This is a genomic window from Roseinatronobacter ekhonensis, from assembly GCF_900499075.1.
Taxonomy (GTDB): Bacteria; Pseudomonadota; Alphaproteobacteria; order Rhodobacterales; family Rhodobacteraceae; genus Roseinatronobacter; species Roseinatronobacter ekhonensis.
This window is the reverse complement of the sequence record NZ_UIHC01000011.1, coordinates 63959-81107: the sequence shown is the minus strand read 5'-3', so window position 1 is coordinate 81107 and position 17149 is coordinate 63959. Positions and strand designations below refer to the sequence as shown.

General features: G+C 63.1%; 18 protein-coding genes. 10 read left to right on the top strand and 8 right to left on the bottom strand.

What is annotated here, in order from left to right:
- Positions 1–6 precede the first annotated feature (6 nt).
- The 5 genes from ROE7235_RS07680 to ROE7235_RS07660 are packed head-to-tail and all read right to left on the bottom strand — an operon-like array spanning position 7 to position 5899.
- On the bottom strand, positions 7–210 hold the full coding sequence (locus ROE7235_RS07680) for a formate dehydrogenase subunit delta (RefSeq protein WP_121094270.1): 204 nt from the start codon (positions 208–210) through the stop codon (positions 7–9).
- Positions 200–1021, bottom strand: a complete 822-nt coding sequence (gene fdhD, locus ROE7235_RS07675) for a formate dehydrogenase accessory sulfurtransferase FdhD (RefSeq protein WP_121094268.1) — start codon at positions 1019–1021, stop codon at positions 200–202. The genes ROE7235_RS07680 and fdhD overlap by 11 nt, the downstream gene beginning before the upstream one ends.
- Positions 1018–3927, bottom strand: coding sequence for a formate dehydrogenase subunit alpha (fdhF, locus tag ROE7235_RS07670; protein ID WP_121094265.1), 2910 nt, complete (start codon positions 3925–3927; stop codon positions 1018–1020). The genes fdhD and fdhF overlap by 4 nt, the downstream gene beginning before the upstream one ends.
- Entirely contained in the window at positions 3924–5432 is a 1509-nt protein-coding gene (locus ROE7235_RS07665) for a formate dehydrogenase beta subunit (protein ID WP_121094263.1), read from the bottom strand. Before ROE7235_RS07665 ends, fdhF begins: the two co-directional genes overlap by 4 nt.
- On the bottom strand, positions 5429–5899 hold the full coding sequence (locus ROE7235_RS07660) for a formate dehydrogenase subunit gamma (RefSeq protein WP_121094261.1): 471 nt from the start codon (positions 5897–5899) through the stop codon (positions 5429–5431). Before ROE7235_RS07660 ends, ROE7235_RS07665 begins: the two co-directional genes overlap by 4 nt.
- Positions 5900–6291: 392 nt before the next feature.
- On the opposite strand from ROE7235_RS07660, the gene phnD (ROE7235_RS07655) reads away from it, so the two are divergent.
- The 7 genes from phnD (ROE7235_RS07655) to ROE7235_RS07625 all read left to right on the top strand — a co-directional run bounded on the left by phnD (ROE7235_RS07655) (position 6292) and on the right by ROE7235_RS07625 (position 12281).
- The gene (gene phnD / locus ROE7235_RS07655) at positions 6292–7218 is read left to right on the top strand and encodes a phosphonate ABC transporter substrate-binding protein (RefSeq protein ID WP_121094327.1); all 927 of its coding nucleotides are present in this window, start codon (positions 6292–6294) and stop codon (positions 7216–7218) included.
- Between the two features lie 102 nt (positions 7219–7320).
- Positions 7321–8244: a phosphonate ABC transporter substrate-binding protein gene (gene phnD, locus ROE7235_RS07650; RefSeq protein ID WP_121094259.1), complete on the top strand. Its 924-nt coding sequence runs from the start codon at positions 7321–7323 to the stop codon at positions 8242–8244.
- Positions 8245–8333: 89 nt separating this feature from the next.
- Complete coding sequence (phnC, locus tag ROE7235_RS07645; RefSeq protein WP_121094257.1) at positions 8334–9155, top strand: phosphonate ABC transporter ATP-binding protein; 822 nt, start codon at positions 8334–8336, stop codon at positions 9153–9155.
- A 1-nt stretch (position 9156) separates the two neighbouring features.
- Entirely contained in the window at positions 9157–10077 is a 921-nt protein-coding gene (gene phnE, locus ROE7235_RS07640; protein WP_121094255.1) for a phosphonate ABC transporter, permease protein PhnE, read from the top strand.
- Positions 10074–10931 carry a phosphonate ABC transporter, permease protein PhnE gene (phnE, locus tag ROE7235_RS07635; protein ID WP_121094253.1) on the top strand — a complete coding sequence of 286 codons (858 nt, stop codon included), beginning with the start codon at positions 10074–10076 and terminating at the stop codon, positions 10929–10931. Before phnE (ROE7235_RS07640) ends, phnE (ROE7235_RS07635) begins: the two co-directional genes overlap by 4 nt.
- 70 nt (positions 10932–11001) lie before the next feature.
- Positions 11002–11649: an SDR family NAD(P)-dependent oxidoreductase gene (locus ROE7235_RS07630; RefSeq protein WP_121094251.1), complete on the top strand. Its 648-nt coding sequence runs from the start codon at positions 11002–11004 to the stop codon at positions 11647–11649.
- The gene (locus tag ROE7235_RS07625) at positions 11649–12281 is read left to right on the top strand and encodes an LbetaH domain-containing protein (RefSeq protein ID WP_121094249.1); all 633 of its coding nucleotides are present in this window, start codon (positions 11649–11651) and stop codon (positions 12279–12281) included. The genes ROE7235_RS07630 and ROE7235_RS07625 overlap by 1 nt, the downstream gene beginning before the upstream one ends.
- An 86-nt stretch (positions 12282–12367) precedes the next feature.
- Here ROE7235_RS07625 and ROE7235_RS07620 read toward each other — a convergent pair whose 3' ends face one another.
- The 3 genes from ROE7235_RS07620 to phnF are packed head-to-tail and all read right to left on the bottom strand — an operon-like array spanning position 12368 to position 14891.
- Positions 12368–12916: an NUDIX domain-containing protein gene (locus ROE7235_RS07620; protein WP_183073386.1), complete on the bottom strand. Its 549-nt coding sequence runs from the start codon at positions 12914–12916 to the stop codon at positions 12368–12370.
- A 4-nt stretch (positions 12917–12920) separates the two neighbouring features.
- The gene (locus tag ROE7235_RS07615) at positions 12921–14105 is read right to left on the bottom strand and encodes an alpha-D-ribose 1-methylphosphonate 5-triphosphate diphosphatase (protein WP_121094246.1); all 1185 of its coding nucleotides are present in this window, start codon (positions 14103–14105) and stop codon (positions 12921–12923) included.
- Between the two features lie 48 nt (positions 14106–14153).
- A complete protein-coding gene (gene phnF / locus ROE7235_RS07610; protein ID WP_121094244.1) occupies positions 14154–14891 on the bottom strand; it encodes a phosphonate metabolism transcriptional regulator PhnF in 738 nt (245 codons plus the stop codon).
- 89 nt (positions 14892–14980) lie between these two features.
- On the opposite strand from phnF, the gene phnG reads away from it, so the two are divergent.
- The 3 genes from phnG to ROE7235_RS07595 are packed head-to-tail and all read left to right on the top strand — an operon-like array spanning position 14981 to position 17069.
- Positions 14981–15418 carry a phosphonate C-P lyase system protein PhnG gene (phnG, locus tag ROE7235_RS07605; RefSeq protein ID WP_121094242.1) on the top strand — a complete coding sequence of 146 codons (438 nt, stop codon included), beginning with the start codon at positions 14981–14983 and terminating at the stop codon, positions 15416–15418.
- Positions 15415–15981 carry a phosphonate C-P lyase system protein PhnH gene (phnH, locus tag ROE7235_RS07600; RefSeq protein ID WP_121094240.1) on the top strand — a complete coding sequence of 189 codons (567 nt, stop codon included), beginning with the start codon at positions 15415–15417 and terminating at the stop codon, positions 15979–15981. The genes phnG and phnH overlap by 4 nt, the downstream gene beginning before the upstream one ends.
- Positions 15981–17069 (top strand): carbon-phosphorus lyase complex subunit, encoded by a 1089-nt coding sequence (locus tag ROE7235_RS07595; RefSeq protein ID WP_121094238.1) that lies wholly within the window; start codon positions 15981–15983, stop codon positions 17067–17069. Before phnH ends, ROE7235_RS07595 begins: the two co-directional genes overlap by 1 nt.
- Positions 17070–17149: the final 80 nt, after the last annotated feature.

Sequence of the window (17149 nt, the reverse complement as noted above, 5' to 3'; positions counted from 1 at the left end):
ATCGAGTCAGGTCAGCCGCGCAGCTTGGACAACGATCGGATCCAGCCCGTCGCCACCTTGCTCGACATAGTCGCGCAGTTGGGCGCGCATGCGGGGTTCCCAGAAATCCGTGATGTGGCTGGCCACGCGGGCCGGCGCGTCTTCTTTCGGTTGGGTCTTGAAGAACGTGGCGATCTGGTTGGCCATACGGACCATTTTCTCAGGCGACATGGGATACCTCGTCAACAATCCGGTAAGGGTTGGAGTATAGATCGAAACCGTCGCCGCGCGCGAAGGCGGCAAGCGTCAGGCCTGCATCTGTCGCCAAGCGCAGTGCATGGGCGGTGGGGGCAGAGACGGCGATCAGCGTGGTCACGCCCGCTATGGCGCATTTCTGCACCAGTTCGACCGACAGGCGGCTGGTCATGACCACGGCCCCGGTCGCAGGGTCCATCCCCTGCCGCGCCATCGCTCCGATCAGCTTGTCGAGCGCGTTGTGACGCCCAACATCCTCGCGCACAAGGGTAATGCCTTGACCGGGCAGCAGGAGCCCCGCCGCATGGGTCGCGCGGGTCTGGTCGTGCAGGGGTTGCTGGTCGCGTAGCATGTCGGTGGCGCGCGCGACCTCGTCGCGGGTAAAGCGCGGGCCATCGCCCACTTTCGGCAAATCGCGTGCGGCGGCGGCCAGACTGTCGATTCCGCATAGCCCGCAACCGACCGGCCCCGCCATGAAGCGGCGGCGCGCGGCCAGCGCTTCGGCCCGATCCTCGCGCAACCAAAATCGGGCTTCCAGCCCGTTCGGGTGCTCTGCCAGCTCATACCCGTCCAACTGATCGGGCGCGGTGACAATGCCTTCGGACAGCGCAAAGCCGATTGCCAAATCCTGCACATCGGCAGGCGTGGCCATCATGACCGCAGCGCTCGACCCATCGAACACCATCGCCACCGCGACCTCTTCGGGCAATGTGCGATGCACCGTCACGGCCCGGTCGGGTTGCACCGACAGGCCGGGGTGGCTGCTATGCGCGCGCGTGCCCATCATTCCGCCGCCGGAAGGATGCGCCGCGCCTGCGCGGCTTGGGCGGCGTAATCTTCCTGCCACTCGCTTGGCCCGTTCGAGGGGCTGACCTGCACCGCCGTCACCTTATATTCCGGGCAGTTCGTGGCCCAGTCGGAATAATCCGTGGTGATGACATTGGCCTGCGTGTCGGGGTGGTGGAAGGTGGTATAGACCACGCCGGGGCTGACCCGGTCGGTGATCTTGGCGCGCAAGCTCGTCTCGCCCGAACGCGAGGCCAACTTGATGTAATCGCCCTCGTTGATGCCACGATTCTCGGCATCATGCGGGTGGATTTCCAACAAGTCCGCCTCGTGCCATACGACATTCTCGGTGCGCCGCGTCTGCGCGCCCACATTGTATTGCGACAGGATCCGCCCCGTGGTCAGCAGCAGCGGAAAGCGCGGGCCCGTCTTTTCATCGGTGGCCACATATTCGGTCACGATGAACCGCCCCTTGCCGCGCACGAACCCATCGACATGCATCAGCGGCGTACCATCCGGATGCGCTTCGTTGCAGGGCCATTGCACCGAGCCTTTTTCCTCCAGCACCGTATAACTGACCCCCGCGAAAGAGGGCGTGGTCAACGCGATCTCATCCATGATCTGGCTGGGGTGCATGTAGGACCAGTTGGCCCCCATCGCATTTGCCAGCTTCTGGGTAATCTCCCAATCCGCATAGCCATTGCGCGGCTTCATCACCTCGCGCACGCGGTTGATGCGGCGCTCGGCATTGGTGAAGGTGCCGTCCTTCTCAAGGAAGGTAGACCCCGGCAGGAAAACATGCGCGTAGTTCGCGGTTTCATTCAGGAACAGGTCATGGACGATGACACACTCCATAGCCGCCAGCCCGGCCGCCACATGCTTGGTGTCCGGATCGGATTGCAGGATGTCTTCGCCCTGACAATACAGCCCCTTGAAGGTGCCATCCACGGCCGCATCCAGCATGTTTGGAATGCGCAGGCCCGGCTCGGAATCGATCTCGACCCCCCAGACCGATTTGAACAGGTCGCGCACATCGTCGTTCTTGACATGGCGGTAGCCCGGCAATTCATGCGGGAATGACCCCATGTCGCAGGCGCCCTGCACGTTGTTCTGACCGCGCAGCGGGTTCACACCCACACCGGGGCGGCCCAGATTGCCGGTCAGCATGGCAAGGTTCGCAATCGACATGACGGTGGTTGAACCTTGGGAATGTTCCGTCACGCCCAGCCCGTAATAGATCGCGCCATTACCGCCGGTGGCGAACAAGCGCGCGGCTTCGCGCAGTTCGGCACTTGGCACGCCGGTCAGTAGCTCGTTCGCTTCCGGGCTGTGGCGCGGGTCGCTCACAAAGGCGGCGTAGTCCTGGAACTCGTCCCAGTCGCAGCGCTCGCGGATGAACGCCTCGTCCATCAGCCCTTCGGTCACGATGACATGCGCCAGCGCCGTGACCACGGCCACATTGGTGCCGGGGCGCAGCGGCAGGTGATGCGCGGCTTTCACATGCGCCGATTTCACCAGATCAATCCGGCGCGGGTCGATCACGATCAGCTTTGCACCCGCCCGCAGCCGTTTCTTCAGGCGGCTGGCAAAGACCGGGTGCCCATCGGTCGGGTTCGCCCCGATCACGATCACCACATCGGTGTGTTCTACACTGTCGAAGTCTTGCGTGCCGGCAGAGGTGCCGAAGGTTTGGCCAAGCCCGTAGCCGGTGGGCGAATGGCACACCCGCGCGCAAGTGTCGGTGTTGTTGTTGCCAAACACCGCGCGGGCCAGTTTTTGCACCAGATAGGTTTCTTCATTGGTGCAGCGCGACGACGTGATGACCCCGATGGATTTCTGGCCATATTCCGCTTGAATGCCGCGCATCTTCTTGGCGGCAAAGCCCAGCGCCTCATCCCAAGACACTTCGCGCCACGGGTCCGAAATCCGGTCGCGGATCATCGGGTTCAGAATGCGGTCCTTGTGGCTGGCATAGCCATAGGCAAAGCGGCCCTTCACGCAGCTATGGCCGCGGTTCGCCTTGCCATGCTTATAGGGCACCATGCGCACTAGCTGGTCGCCCTGCATCTCTGCCTTGAACGAACAGCCCACCCCGCAATAGGCGCAGGTGGTCACAACCGCGCGGTCCGGTGTGCCCATCTCGATCACGGATTTCTCTTGCAGGGTCGCGGTCGGGCAGGCCTGCACACAGGCCCCGCAAGACACACAATCGGATGCCAGCGCGTCATCCGTCTTGGCCCCAAAGGACACGCGGCTGTCAAAGCCCCGCCCTTCGATGGTCAGCGCGAAAGTGCCCTGCACTTCCTCGCAGGCGCGCACGCAACGATTGCAGACAATACACTTGCTGGCATCATAGCTGAAATAGGGGTTGCTGTCGTCTTTGGGGCGCCATTCGGGGTTGGCCTCGCCGGATGTGTTGCGGGCCGCGAAGTGGTTGGCCAAGCCGCCGCCATCGGGCGCGGTATAGCGCACATCGCGCAGGCCCACGGCCCCGGCCATATCCTGCAATTCGCAATCGCCATTGGCCGAGCAGGTCAGGCAATCGAGCGGATGGTCGGAGATATACAGCTCCATCACACCTTTGCGGATTTTGCGCACACTGTCACTTTGCGTGCGCACGACCATGCCCGGCGCAACGGGCGTGGTGCAGGAGGCTGGCGTGCCGCGACGGCCCTCGATCTCGACCACGCAAAGGCGGCAAGATCCGAACGCGTCCAGACTGTCGGTGGCGCAAAGCTTCGGCACCTGAATGCCGGCCTCTGCCGCCGCGCGCATCACGCTCGTGCCTTCGGGCACCGTTACGTCGAACCCGTCAATCGACAGCGTGACCGGTGCGCCGACCTTCGCGGGCGTGCCCATGTCGCGCTCGTCTTTCCAGTCCATCGGGGGAATGATGAAATCTTTCATTCAGCGGCCTCCTTCGCGCGGGCGAAGTCGTCGGGGAAATGGGTCAGCGCGGACATCACCGGCAGGGGCGTGAAGCCCCCCAGCGCGCAGAGCGAGCCGTCTTTCATGGTCGCGCACAGATCTGTCAGCAATGGCACCGCGTCCGGGTCGCCTGCCGCGATCCGGTCGATGGTTTCCACCCCGCGCACAGCACCTATCCGGCAGGGCGTGCATTTGCCGCAAGATTCCACCGCGCAGAATTCCATCGCGAACCGTGCCATGCCCAGCATGTCGGCGCGATCGTCGAACACCACAAGCCCGGCATGGCCCAGCAGACCGCCCTCGGAATCGAGTTCCTCGTAGCCCAGTTGCGCGCCGAATTTCGACACGGGCAGATAAGACCCCAGCGGCCCGCCGACCTGCACAGCTTTTACCGGGTGGCCCGTGGCCGTGCCGCCGCCAAGATCGTTGACGACCTCGTTCAGCGAAATGCCGAAGGCGGTTTCAAACAGCCCGCCGCGCGCGACGTTGCCCGCAATCTGCAAAGTGACCGTGCCGCGCGAGCGGCCCAGCCCGAAATCGGCGTAGAACTGCGCGCCGCGCTCGAAGATCACCGGCACAGTCGCCAGCGAGATCACGTTATTGACCACGGTCGGGCGGCCCAGAAAGCCCTCCAGCGCGGGAAGTGGGGGCTTTGCGCGCACAACGCCGCGCTTGCCCTCCAGCGAATTCAGAAGCGAGGTTTCCTCGCCGCAGACATAGGCCCCAGCGCCGACGCGGATGTCCATGTCAAACGCGCGCCCCGATCCCAGCACATCGGCGCCCAGCACGCCAGCGTTGCGCGCAATCTCGACCGCTTGGCGCATCACGCGGATCGCGTCGGGGTATTCCGAGCGCAGGTAGACATAGCCGCGCGTTGCGCCCACGCCCAAGCCCGCAATCGCCATCCCTTCGATCAGGGTGAACGGATCGCCTTCCATGATCATGCGGTCGGCGAAGGTGCCGCTATCGCCCTCATCGGCGTTGCAGACGATGTATTTCTGGGGCGCGTCCGCATCATGCACGGTTTGCCATTTGATGCCCGTGGGGAAGCCCGCGCCACCGCGTCCGCGCAGGCCGGAGGCTTTCACCTCGTCCACGATCTGCTGGCCCGTCATCGCAATCGCGCGGCGCAGGCCCGCAAGCCCGCCATGTGCCTCATAATCCGCCAGCGACAGAGGGTCGATGACGCCCACGCGGGCGAATGTCAGGCGGGTCTGGCGCTTCATCCAGTCCAGATCCGCGACCGGGCCAAGCGCCTTGGGGCTGGTGCCGTCCAGAATGCCCGCCACATCTTCGGGCTCGGCAGGGCCAAAGCCGTGACGCACGTCGTCAACCTCAATTTCCACCAGCGGCTCAAGCCAGATCATGCCGCGCGTGCCGGTGCGGATGATCTGCGCATCAGGTGCCGCAGAGCGCAAAGCCGCCACAACCTCTTCCGCGCCAAGCGCCTTTGCGGCGCTATCCATGGGAACGTAAATCTTCATGCGCCCGCCTCCGCCAAAAACTTGTCCAGCTTGGCAGCATCAACCCGCCCCACGACCCGGTCATCCACCATCGCGGCGGGCGCGCAGGCACACAGACCCAGACAATAGACGGGTTCGATTGTGATCGCGCCGTTGCGCGTGGTGCCGTGCCAGTCCAGTCCCAGCTTGGCCAGAACGCTTTCCGCCAGAGCCGCGCCACCCATCGCCTGACACGCCTCTGCCCGGCAGATCTTGACCACATGCCGCCCGGCAGGCGCATCGCGGAAATCATGGTAGAAGCTGATGACGCCGTGCAATTCTGCCTTGCTGATGTTCAGCGCGTCGCAGATCGGGGCATGCGCGGTCTGTGGCACAAACCCGAACGCGTCTTGCAACGCATGCAGCATCGGCAAAAGCGGACCTTCAAGCCCGCTATGTGCGGCAATGATGGCAGTGATGTCGTCTGAGGAGGGCGTGGCGGGTCTCATGGCTCTGCCTTGTTTTATGCACCAACATTTGGCGATTTCTTCGTTTTGAAATCAATATCTTTATACCGTCTTTTGATAGGAATAGACTATCAAGCGGTCGTATCGCGACATATGGTCTGCGGACGTTTCGGTCGCGCGCGCTTTCGCGACATGACGTCATCAAAAGCCGCCATGTGCGGCCCGAATCGTCACGCGCGCTTACCCCATTCAAATCGTCCCGCGTGTAACGCCTAAATGTCAGCGAAGATGCGGCGCCCATGTTTCCGCCGTATCTGCGCACCGGCTTTTGCGAAACTTTCACAAATCATTTGCGGTTTTGTCACAGCACACTGCGAAACCCCGTCCATCCGCACGGTGCGGACCACAATGCTGCCATGATCGGGAGATCGCACATGAACACCAAGCCTATTGCCCTGCTGCTTGCCGCCACCACCGCGTTGAGCGCACTTCCCGTCGTCGCACAGGACGACTGGCGCGCCGACCTGCCCGTTTTCCGCATCGGCCTTCTGGGCGGTGAAAACGAAGCCGACCGCCTGCGCAACAACGAATGCCTGGCAACCGCCCTGTCCGAACGCCTGGGCGTTCCGGTCGAGATGTTCCCCGCCCCCGACTATGCAGGCGTGATGCAGGGTCTGTTGGCGGGCCAGCTGGAATATGCCGCACTGGGCGCATCGGGCTATGCCGGTATTTACCTGCAAAACCCCGATGCGGTTGAGCCGATTTTCGTCTCTGCCGAAGCTGATGGCTCCACCGGTTACATCGCGGTCATGTATACCCGCGCCGATAGCGGTCTGACCTCTATCGAGGAACTGGAAGGCAAGTCGCTGGCCTATGCCGACCCGAACTCGACCTCGGGCTATCTGGTTCCGCGTTTCGAGCTGAAGCGCATGGGGCTCAACGACGAAGAATACTTCAGCCGCACCGGGTTCGGTGGTGGTCACGAGCAGGCTGTCATCGCCGTGCTTCAGGGCCAGTACGACGCCGGCGTGACCTGGGCTTCGGGCATCGGCGAGCAGTCCGAGGGCTACAGCCGTGGCAACCTGCGCCGCATGATCGACAACGAATTGCTGGATATGGCCGACCTGAACATCGTCTGGGAAAGCCCGAACATTCCGAATGGCCCGGTCGTTGTGCGCCAGGACATCCCGCAGGAAGTCAAAGACATCGTAAAGGACTACTTGGGTAACCAACTCGAGACCGATCCGCAGTGCTACTACGACGTGTCCTTCGGTGAAGGCCAGGGTTGGGTCGCTGTTGATCACAGCTTCTTTGAAGGCGTTGTCGCCATGCGTGAAGAAGAGCTTCGCGGCTCGCGCTAATCCGAATGAAAAGGGCGGCCGGTTCGGGCCGCCCTTTTTCATGGCCCGCGCGGGGGGAGAGTTGCGGGGGTCTGATCTTCATCCACTACAAGGAAGAAAACCATGACCAAGACACTCACCGGCGTCGCTGCCACGCTCGCCATTCTTCTGACCTCTGTCGCCCCAGCTGCTGCCGAGTGGCGCGCCGATTTCGGCACCTACAATATCGGTCTGCTGGGCGGCGAGAATGAAGCCGACCGCCTGCGCCGCTATGACTGCTTTGCGAACCTGTTGGGCGACGCGCTCGGCGTTCCGGTTGAGCTGTTCCCGGCCTCTGACTATGCGGGCGTTATGCAGGGCTTGCTGGCTGGTCAGCTGCATCAGGCTGGTATGGGCGCATCAGGCTATGCAGGTGTTTACCTGCAAAACCCCGATGCCGTATCGCCTGTGCTGACCACCAAGAATGTTGATGACAGCCTTGGCTACTACGCGGTCATCTACACGCGCGCCGACAGCGGCCTGACCACAATGGAAGACCTGCAAGGCAAGTCCATGGCCTATGCCGACCCGAACTCGACCTCGGGCTACCTTGTGCCGCGCGCCGAACTGACCCGCGCAGGCATCAATGACGAAGAGTATTTTTCCTCCACCGGGTTTGGTGGTGGTCACGAACAAGCCGTTATTGCTGTGCTGCAAGGGCAGTATGATGCAGGCGTGACTTGGTCTTCTATGATGGGCGAAGCGTCAGAAGGCTATACCCGTGGCAACCTGCGCCGCATGGTCGATAATGGCCTGCTGGACATGAACGACCTGAACATTGTCTGGCAGTCCAGCCTGATCCCCAACGGTCCGACCGTCATGCGCAACGACCTGCCGGAAGAAGCGCGCCAGTTGGCCGTGGAATTCATGCTGGGCATGAAGGACAACCACCCCGAATGCTACGTCGACACCGTCGGCGGTGAGGGCAACGGCTACGCCGAAGTTGATCACAGCTTCTATGAGGGCATTGTCGCCATGCGCGAAGCCGAATTGGCCGGGTCACGCTAACCCGATCCACTCAGTCGCAGGCCCCTGCAAAGCGCGGGGGCCTGCCGTCGTTTTCGCGGCATCCCCCCGCCGCTGACAGGAGAGACCCCATGCTCGAATTCAAGGGCCTGACCAAACAATTCCGTGACACTATCGCGGTGAAGCCTGCCACGCTGACCATTCCCGACGGCCAGATGGTCGGCATTATCGGACGGTCCGGTGCGGGTAAATCCACACTGCTGCGGATGATTAACCGGCTGAACGAACCATCGGGCGGGCAGATGCTGTTCCACGGGCGTGACATCACCGCGCTGAAGGGCCGCGAGCTGCGTCAATGGCGCAACGAATGCGCGATGGTGTTCCAGCAATTCAACCTTGTGGGCCGTCTGGACGTGTTGACCAATGTCATGTCGGGCCGTCTGTTTCATCATGGGTTCATCAGTTCCATGGCGGGCATGTTTTCCGCAAAGGAACGTGCATTCGCCATTCGGGCGCTGGACCGTCTGGGCATGGCCCATGTCGCGCTGCAACAGACCGATACGCTATCGGGTGGGCAGATGCAGCGCGTTGCCATCGCGCGCGCGCTGGTGCAGGAACCGCGCATCATGCTGGCCGATGAACCCATCGCCAGCCTTGACCCGTTGAACGCCAAAGTGGTGATGGACGCCTTGCGCGCCATCAACCAGGAAGACGGGCTGACGGTCGTGTGCAACCTGCACACGCTGGACACCGCGCGCCAGTATTGTGACCGGATTATCGGGATGCAGGACGGTGTGATCGTGTTCGACGGCACCGCGAAACAACTGACGGACAAGGCTGCGCGCGAGATTTACGGCGCCGAAGCTGAAGAAGCGTTTTCCGAAGCGATGACATCGACAACGTTGCGCCCGTCGGACAAGCCCGAAGCGGCCACCCCGCGTGTGGTGAACTGATATGGCTGATCTGTCGCAAAACCCCGGCGGGCAAGACCCCGTCGCGCTGTTCGAGCGCCACCGCGCGCAACTGATCCGCGACCGGATGACCGCGAATATCCTGCTGGCGGTGCTGTTTTTCGCTTTTCTGGCATGGTCGATCTGGATCGCTAATTTCACACCCGAGCGGCTGGCCCAAGGTGTGCCGCGCATTTTCGAATATTTCGGCACGGTCATGCCGTCTTTCAGCATGGATGTGCTGCTGGACGGGCGCAATGCCGAAGGGCGCTTCCCGCCGGGGTCCATCGGGTTCTGGTATAACGATTTCTGGAAATACATCACGCTTATCTGGGAAACGATCCTGATGGCGTTGACCGCGACCTTGCTGGGCACGGGGCTGGCCGTCATCCTCAGCTTTCTGGCCGCGCGCAATACCACGCCGCACCCGGTGGTCGGCACCTTTGCGCGCCGGTTTCTGGAATTCTGCCGCGGGGTGCCAGAAATCCTGTTTGCGCTGGTGCTGGTGTTCTGGGTTGGGATCGGGCCGCTGGCCGGCGTTTTGGCCATTACCATTCACGCCGCGGGGGCCTTGGGCAAGCTGTTTTCCGAAGTGGTCGAAAACGCATCCATGCGCCCTGTCGATGGCATGAAAGCCGTGGGTGGGTCGTGGTTCGAACAGATGCGCTACGGCATCCTGCCGCAGGTTATGCCGAACTTCACCTCTTACGCGTTGTGGCGGTTCGAGATCAATGTCCGCGCCTCTGCCGTGGTCGGCTTTGTCGGCGCGGGCGGCATCGGCGCGGAACTGAGCCATGTCATCAGCTTCTTCTCGGATGACCGTGTCACGGCTGTTCTGTTGCTGGTGGTGCTGCTTGTGACCGCCATCGACCTTTTGTCGGAACGCGCACGTCATGCCCTGATCGGCAAGGAGGCCCTGAAATGAGCACGCTGAGTTTTGCAGCCATATCGCAGGCCGACATAGACGCGGCCCGCAAGCGCAATCCAAAGGCCTTTGGCGACCCGCTGGTCACAACGCTGAAAGCCGCAAGCTGGGCGTTCGTGGTGGTCTATGTCATCTGGTCGCTTGGCTTTTTCGAGATCGACAAACTGCTGAACAATGCCGACCGCGCGGTGCAACTGCTGACCCGCATGGTCGTCTGGCAGGACATGGCGACATGGCAATACGCCAACATCTACAAAGGCATCGCGCAAACCATCGCGATGGCCTTTGTTGGCACGCTGCTGGGCACGATCTTTGCGCTGGGCATCGCGTTCTTTGCCGCGCGCAACACCATGCCGGTCGGTCCCATCCGCCATGCCGTGCGCCGTATGCTGGATGTGTTCCGCGGCATTGACCAAGTCGTCTGGGGTCTGGTCTTCGTGCGGGCCGTAGGGCTCGGGCCATTGGCCGGGGTTCTGGCAATCTGGATTTCGGATATGGGCAATCTTGCCAAGCTCTATTCCGAGGCGATCGAGAATATCGACCGCAAACAGGTCGAAGGCGTGCGTGCGACCGGGGCCGATACTGGACGGATCATCCGCTATGGCTATCTGCCGCAAATCCTGCCGGTGTTCATCTCGCTGTCGCTCTATTCCTTCGAATCCTCGACCCGGTCCGCCACCATTCTGGGGCTTGTCGGCGCGGGTGGGATCGGGATGATCATCATTGAGCGGTTCCGCGCGGGCCTGTTCGACCAGGTGGCGTTCGTGGTGCTGAACGTGCTGGTCGTGATCGCGATCATCGACTGGGGATCGGGCCTGATCCGTAAGCGGTTCATCGGCGAACGCGGGCACTAGCCAGCCGGTCAAAAGTTGCTCCCGGCGGATGCCTCCGGCGGGAGTATTTTTAGCAAGATGAAGTCATGACATGCACATCGTTATTACGGGCGCCGGGCGCGGCATAGGGCGCGAGATGGCGCTTCAGGCACTGGCGCGCGGCTGGCAGGTGACGGCCATCGTGCGGCGGGCCGGGGCGGCCCCGTCTGACACGGCAGAACTGGTTGCCGACATGCGCGATCTGGACGCTTTGGCGCAGATTTGCGCCGGGCTGCGCGGCGTGGATGTGCTGGTCAACAATGCCGGTGTGATCGGACCCGCGCGCCAAGCGACGCTGGACATGGATTTCGCGGGCTTTGCCGAAACACTGGCGGTCAATACGCTGGCACCTTTGGCGATGGCGCAGGCGGTGTTGCCCGCGATGGGCGACGGCGGGCGGATCGTCACCATTTCCAGCCAGATGGCGTGGATGGGCTATGCGAAATCCGACCGGATTGCCTATCGCGCATCCAAGGCCGCGGTGAACAAGGTCATGCAGGGGCTCGCCACCGATCTGCGCCCGCGCGGTATCGGCGTTGTTGTCGTCGATCCCGGTTGGGTGCGCACCGATATGGGCGGACCCGATGCCGAGGAAGACCCGGCGGTCGTGGCCGCGGGCATACTGGATATCGCGGCGCAAGATGGGTTGGCCGATACCGGCCGTTTCCTGCGCTGGACCGGAGAGGAGCGCGATTTCTGATGACCAGATCCCTGTCGCCCGAGGGCGCATTGATCCACCCAGACTGCACGATCTGCGATAGCGATTTGGGCGCCTATACCGAGATCGGGCGCTTGTCGGTGCTGAAGAATGTCAGCTTGGGCGACTACAGCTATTGCGCGCGCGGGTGCGACATCGCCAATGCCCGCATCGGCAAATTCGTCAATATCGCCGCAAATGTCCGCATTGGCCCGACCGATCACCCGATGGACCGCGCCAGTCTGCACCACTTCATGTATCGCTCTGACATGTATTGGCCGGATGAGGCCCCCGATGACGCGTTTTTCGCCGCCCGTGCCGCGCGGCTTGTGACCATAGGTCATGACGTCTGGATCGGTCACGGCGCGATTATCCGCCCCGAGGTCACGATTGGCCATGGCGCGGTTGTGGGCGCGGGCGCGGTGGTCACCCGCGACGTGGCACCCTACACTGTGGTTGTCGGTGTGCCCGCCGAGAAAATGCGTCGCCGCTTTCCCAAGCAGGTGGCACGGCGCTTGATCGAACTGGCATGGTGGGATTGGGACCATGACCGCCTGCAAATGGCGCTGAGCGATTTCCGCACGCTTGAGGTAGAGGCGTTTCTGGCGAAATACGAAGAGGTGACGTTGCACTAGAGCGGGTCGTGTTCATGCGCATTTACGCGAGACGCTCTCACCTTCTGTGGTCGCATGTCTTTTTGCGCGACATGCTCCGGCGGCAATTACGCCGCAAGCCGCAGCTCATGCAGCTTGTGCAGGAAGCGTTCCAGATTGGGATCGCTTTCGTCATAAGGGGCGTCCGCGAATCGGAACCACCGCATGTCACGGTATTCGCGTGGGTCGAATTCGGGCAAGCGCGTGTGGTCGCCCTGCAAGCCATACCAGAGCGACACGTCCTCATGCGGCTGCGCGCCGATGGTTTCCGCGATGGTCAGAAACAGCGGCGCATCTTGAAGGAAGCGGGCCGGCATACGCAGTTCTTCCAGACATTCGCGGCGCACGGTGTCGCGCGGGTGTTCGCCCACGTCGACATGCCCGCCGGGCGGCAGCCACAACCCCGACGTAATATGCGCACCCAGCAGGATATGCCCGTGGTCGACGACCGGAAAATACCCGACCAGATGCATCGGCGGCGTTGCGGGCGGGCGCTCGCGGCACAGCGGTGCGCCAGATGCGACCCAGGCCTGCGCGCGCGCCAGATGGTCCAGTTCCAGCAGGTCAGCGGGTCGGATATGGCGCATCTCCTGCGCAATGGTCTGGGCATAGCGCATGGCGTTATTGTGCGGCCAGTGTGCTGGGATAGGCGGGTGCCAGCAACCGCCGCGCCACCTCGCCTGTCGCATGCAGAATGCGGCCCCCTGCAATCGTCGCCTCTATCCGGCGGGTGTTGGGGTTCATCACCACAAGGTCGGCGCGCTGGTCGGGGCGCAACTGCCCGCGATCTTCCAGCCCCATGATGCGGGCGGGTGCGGTCGAGATCATCTCCCACGCATGGGCGAAGCTTAGGGCGCGGGCATCGGCAATGGCCCAAGCCGCCTGCGCCAGCGCCGGGATGTAATAGTCCGAGATCAGCGCATCGCAGAGCCCGTCTTCGACAAGGTCCATCGCGGCGATATTGCCCGATTGCGACCCGCCCCGCACCACGTTGGGTGCGCCCATCAGCACCGGTTCGCCCGCATTGCGCGCGGATTGCGCAGCGGCCACACTGGTTGGAAATTCGCAGACCCGTGCCCCGATCTTGCGAAAAAACGCGCGTGTGTCCGTGTCGGGGTCGTCATGCGAGCCGAGCGTCACGCCAGCAGCCACCAAATCTGCCGCCAGCGCGGTCAGAAAGGCCGGGATTTCGGCATCGGCTTGATGCGCTTCTTGCACAATGGCCAACAGCGCGTCGGGGCTATGTCCGTTCATGCCAGCCCAGATCGCGAAGCGGTCGGGCTTGTGTTTGGCCATCTCCAACGCTTCGGGCAGGTGGTTGTTAAAAACGATGTAGTCCAGATGATAGTCGCGCACTACGGCCAGCAGGGCAGTATGGTCGCGCGGCATATGGGTTTCGAACCGAAGCTGAATGCGGATATCGGTGCCCAGACGGTGTGCGATCTGGCGGCGGGCTTCCAGAAGGGCCACAGCTTCATCCGGCGATCGCGCGCCGCCTTCCCATGACCAGCTTTGCGCGAACCATGCGGTTGTCACGCCCTGCGACGCCAGTTCGGTATCGGCGGCTTGCAGCGCGGCGCGCTTGTCGAAGGGCGCAGAGGGGCGGGGGCGAATATGCCGCTCGAACCCGTCGCCATGCAGGTCCACGATGCCGGGCAACAGCCAGTAGCCGGTCAGGTCCAACGCGGGCATTGTGTGCGCCGGCTGCACGATCCGTCCTTGGGACAGGGCAATGTCGGCGTCTTCCAGCGTGCTGCCAACAAGGCAAAGCGCACCCGTCAGGCGCAGGTCGGGCAGGGTGGTCATGAGGTCGTCCTTCAGCTTTGGCCGGGGCTTAGGCCAAGCATATTGCAGTTATGCGACAACGGGGCCGAAATCTGCACCATCCAGCACCAGATCAACCCGCGCGGCCACGAAATGCGTTTGCCCGAATTCCAGTGGATGCCCGTCAGTGTCGACGTTTATCGCTTCTGACAAAAGTAGCATATCGCCCGGCGCGATATCCAGATGGCGGGCCTGCAAAACATCGGCGATGTGCCCCGAAATGCGGGTTGATTTGCGGGTATAGTCGCGGACACCAAGCGCCTTCAACGCCGCTGTAACCGATTGGCCAGCCGCCAGTGCTGCGCCAAGCTGGGGGAAGCGTGTGGCGCAAAACACCGAACGGAACAGCGAGATCGGCTGCACGTCGGCGAGGCTGACGCCCTCGACCGTGTGGACGGGCGCGGCCGGGGGCAGGGCCAGTGCCTCTGCCTCTGCCTCTGTGGCGCGGGCAATGGCCGCATGCAATATACGGCGCGAGGGTGCGCGGCCAGAGGTCAGCAGGTTCTGGTGAAACCGGGTTCGTTTGCCGATGTGATAGGGCAGGCGGGCGGGGGCGCGGACGAACACACCCGCGCCGCGCCGTGACTGTACCAGACCGGCCTCTGCCAGCGCGGCCATGGCCCGGCGCACGGTGTGGCGGTTCACATCGAAGCGTTGGGCCAGCTCCGCCTCTGTCGGCAGGCGGCTGCCCGTGCGCCAGTGGCCGCGTGCGATCTCTGCCCGCAACGTGTCACAGATGGCCTGCCAAAGGGGTTTCGGCTTTTCCATGTCGCGAAACTTTCACAAAAAACCTTTTGAGTGCAATCTGTAAATCGCGTAATTGTCTAGTTGTCTACTAATTTCGGAAAGCACTGACAATGACAGATTCAGACACGCGGCGCGACTGGATGGGCCTGATCGCTCGTGCGCCCGCCGCCCGGCTGGATGCGCTTTGGCCAGACGATGCGCCGCCCTTCGACTGGCTGCGCCGCCCCGAACAGGGCAGTATGATGGTGCAGGGGCGGGCTGGTGCGGTGGGGGCCGCGTTCAACCTTGGCGAAGTGACGGTAACGCGTGCGTCAGTCCGTTTGAGCTGCGGCGCGGTCGGGCACGCTTTGGTGCAGGGGTTGGATGCTCGCAAAGCCGAACGTGCGGCGCTTCTGGACGCGCTGTTACAAACACCGGCACAGGTCGAACTGAGCGCGCGTGTGCTTGCCCCGCTGCGCGCGGCAGAGGCGCAGGCGCAACAGGACAGTGCCCGCCGTGCCGCAGCGACAAAAGTCGATTTCTTTACCATGGTGCGGGGAGAGGGATGATGGACGGTCTGACACCGGGTTTTGCCAGCCCCGCGGTTGATGCCGCACACGCTTTTCGTGCGGTTCTGGATACCATGGCGCATCCGGGCCGTCTTGTCACGCTGGATGGTCCTGCCGCGCCCGTCCCCTGTTCTCAGGCGGCTTGCGTGGCGTTGCTGACGCTGGCTGATGCAACCACGCCGCTGCACTTGGCAGGGGCGCATGACTGCAAGGGAATGCGCGATTGGGTCGCGTTCCATTTGGGCGCGCCGCTGGTCGGCCGGTCAGAGGCCGTGTTCGCGCTGGGCACATGGCACGCGCTTGGCCCGCTGGCCGCCTACCCGCAGGGTGTTCCCGACTATCCCGACCGCTCTGCCACGCTGATTGTCGAGATGGCGGATTTGCAGGCAAATGGCACCCGTCTGACCGGTCCGGGTATCGAGGACGCGGCGTATTTGTCGCTACCGGACACGGACGCCTTGCGCGCGAATGCCAGCCGCTTCCCGCTGGGTCTGGATTTCCTGTTCACACACGGCGCGCAGCTGGCGGCGCTGCCACGCACCACCAAGCTGGGGGATGGCTGATGTATGTAGCTGTCAAGGGCGGCGCTCGCGCCATCGCCAATGCTCATGCGTGGTTGGACGAGGCGCGGCGCGGTGATCGCGATGTGCCCGAACTGGGCACCGACCAGATCCGCGAGCAGCTTTCGCTGGCGGTGGACCGGGTGATGGCCGAAGGTTCGCTTTACGACCCGGAGCTTGCCGCGCTGGCGCTGAAACAAGCGCGCGGCGACACGATTGAAGCCGTGTTCCTGATCCGCGCCTTTCGCACGACCTTGCCGCGTTTTGGCGGGAGCCTGCCGGTTGCGACCGCAGACATGCAGATCAAACGCCGAATCTCTGCGACCTATAAGGACGCTCCGGGCGGACAGGTTCTGGGACCGACCTTCGACTACACCCACCGCCTGCTGGATTTCGGGCTGGCCGAGGGCCGCGACGTGCCGCCCGCGCCAATGGCCGAAACGGGACTGGAGTCTGCGCCGCATATCCTGAGCCACTTGGGGGGCGAGGGCTTGATGCAGGCAGAGCCCGACGGCGCGGGCGCGGTGCCCGACCTGACCCGCGACCCGTTGGAGTTTCCGGCAGAACGTGCGCTGCGCTTGCAGGCACTTGCGCGCGGTGACGAGGGGTTCCTGCTGTCGCTCGCCTATTCAACCCAGCGCGGATACGGGCGCAACCATGCGTTTGTCGGAGAATTGCGCATCGGTGCGGTGCGTGTCTCGGCGCACCTGCCGGAACTGGGCTTTGACATAGAGTTTGCCGAGATCGTCCTGACCGAATGTGAAAGCGTCAACCAGTTTCAGGGGTCGAAAACCGCGCCAGCCCAGTTTACGCGCGGCTATGGGCTGGTGTTCGGCCAGTCCGAACGCAAGGCGATTTCCATGGCGCTTGTGGACCGCGCCTTGCGTGCGCAAGAACTGGGCGAGGATATGTCGGGCGCGCCTGCGCAGGACGCAGAATTCGTGCTGTCACATTGCGACAACATCCAGTCGAGCGGATTTCTGGAGCATATCAAGCTGCCGCATTACGTCGATTTTCAGGCCGAGCTGGAACTGGTGCGCAAGCTGCGGCGCGCGGCGGGCGCGGATGCTTTGCCAGAGGCCGCGGAATGACTTGCATGCGCGCTCTTGCGGCGCGCCCACCCGCCCACCCCGCGCCACAAGAGCGCGCGGTTGCACCAATTTGCCGACAG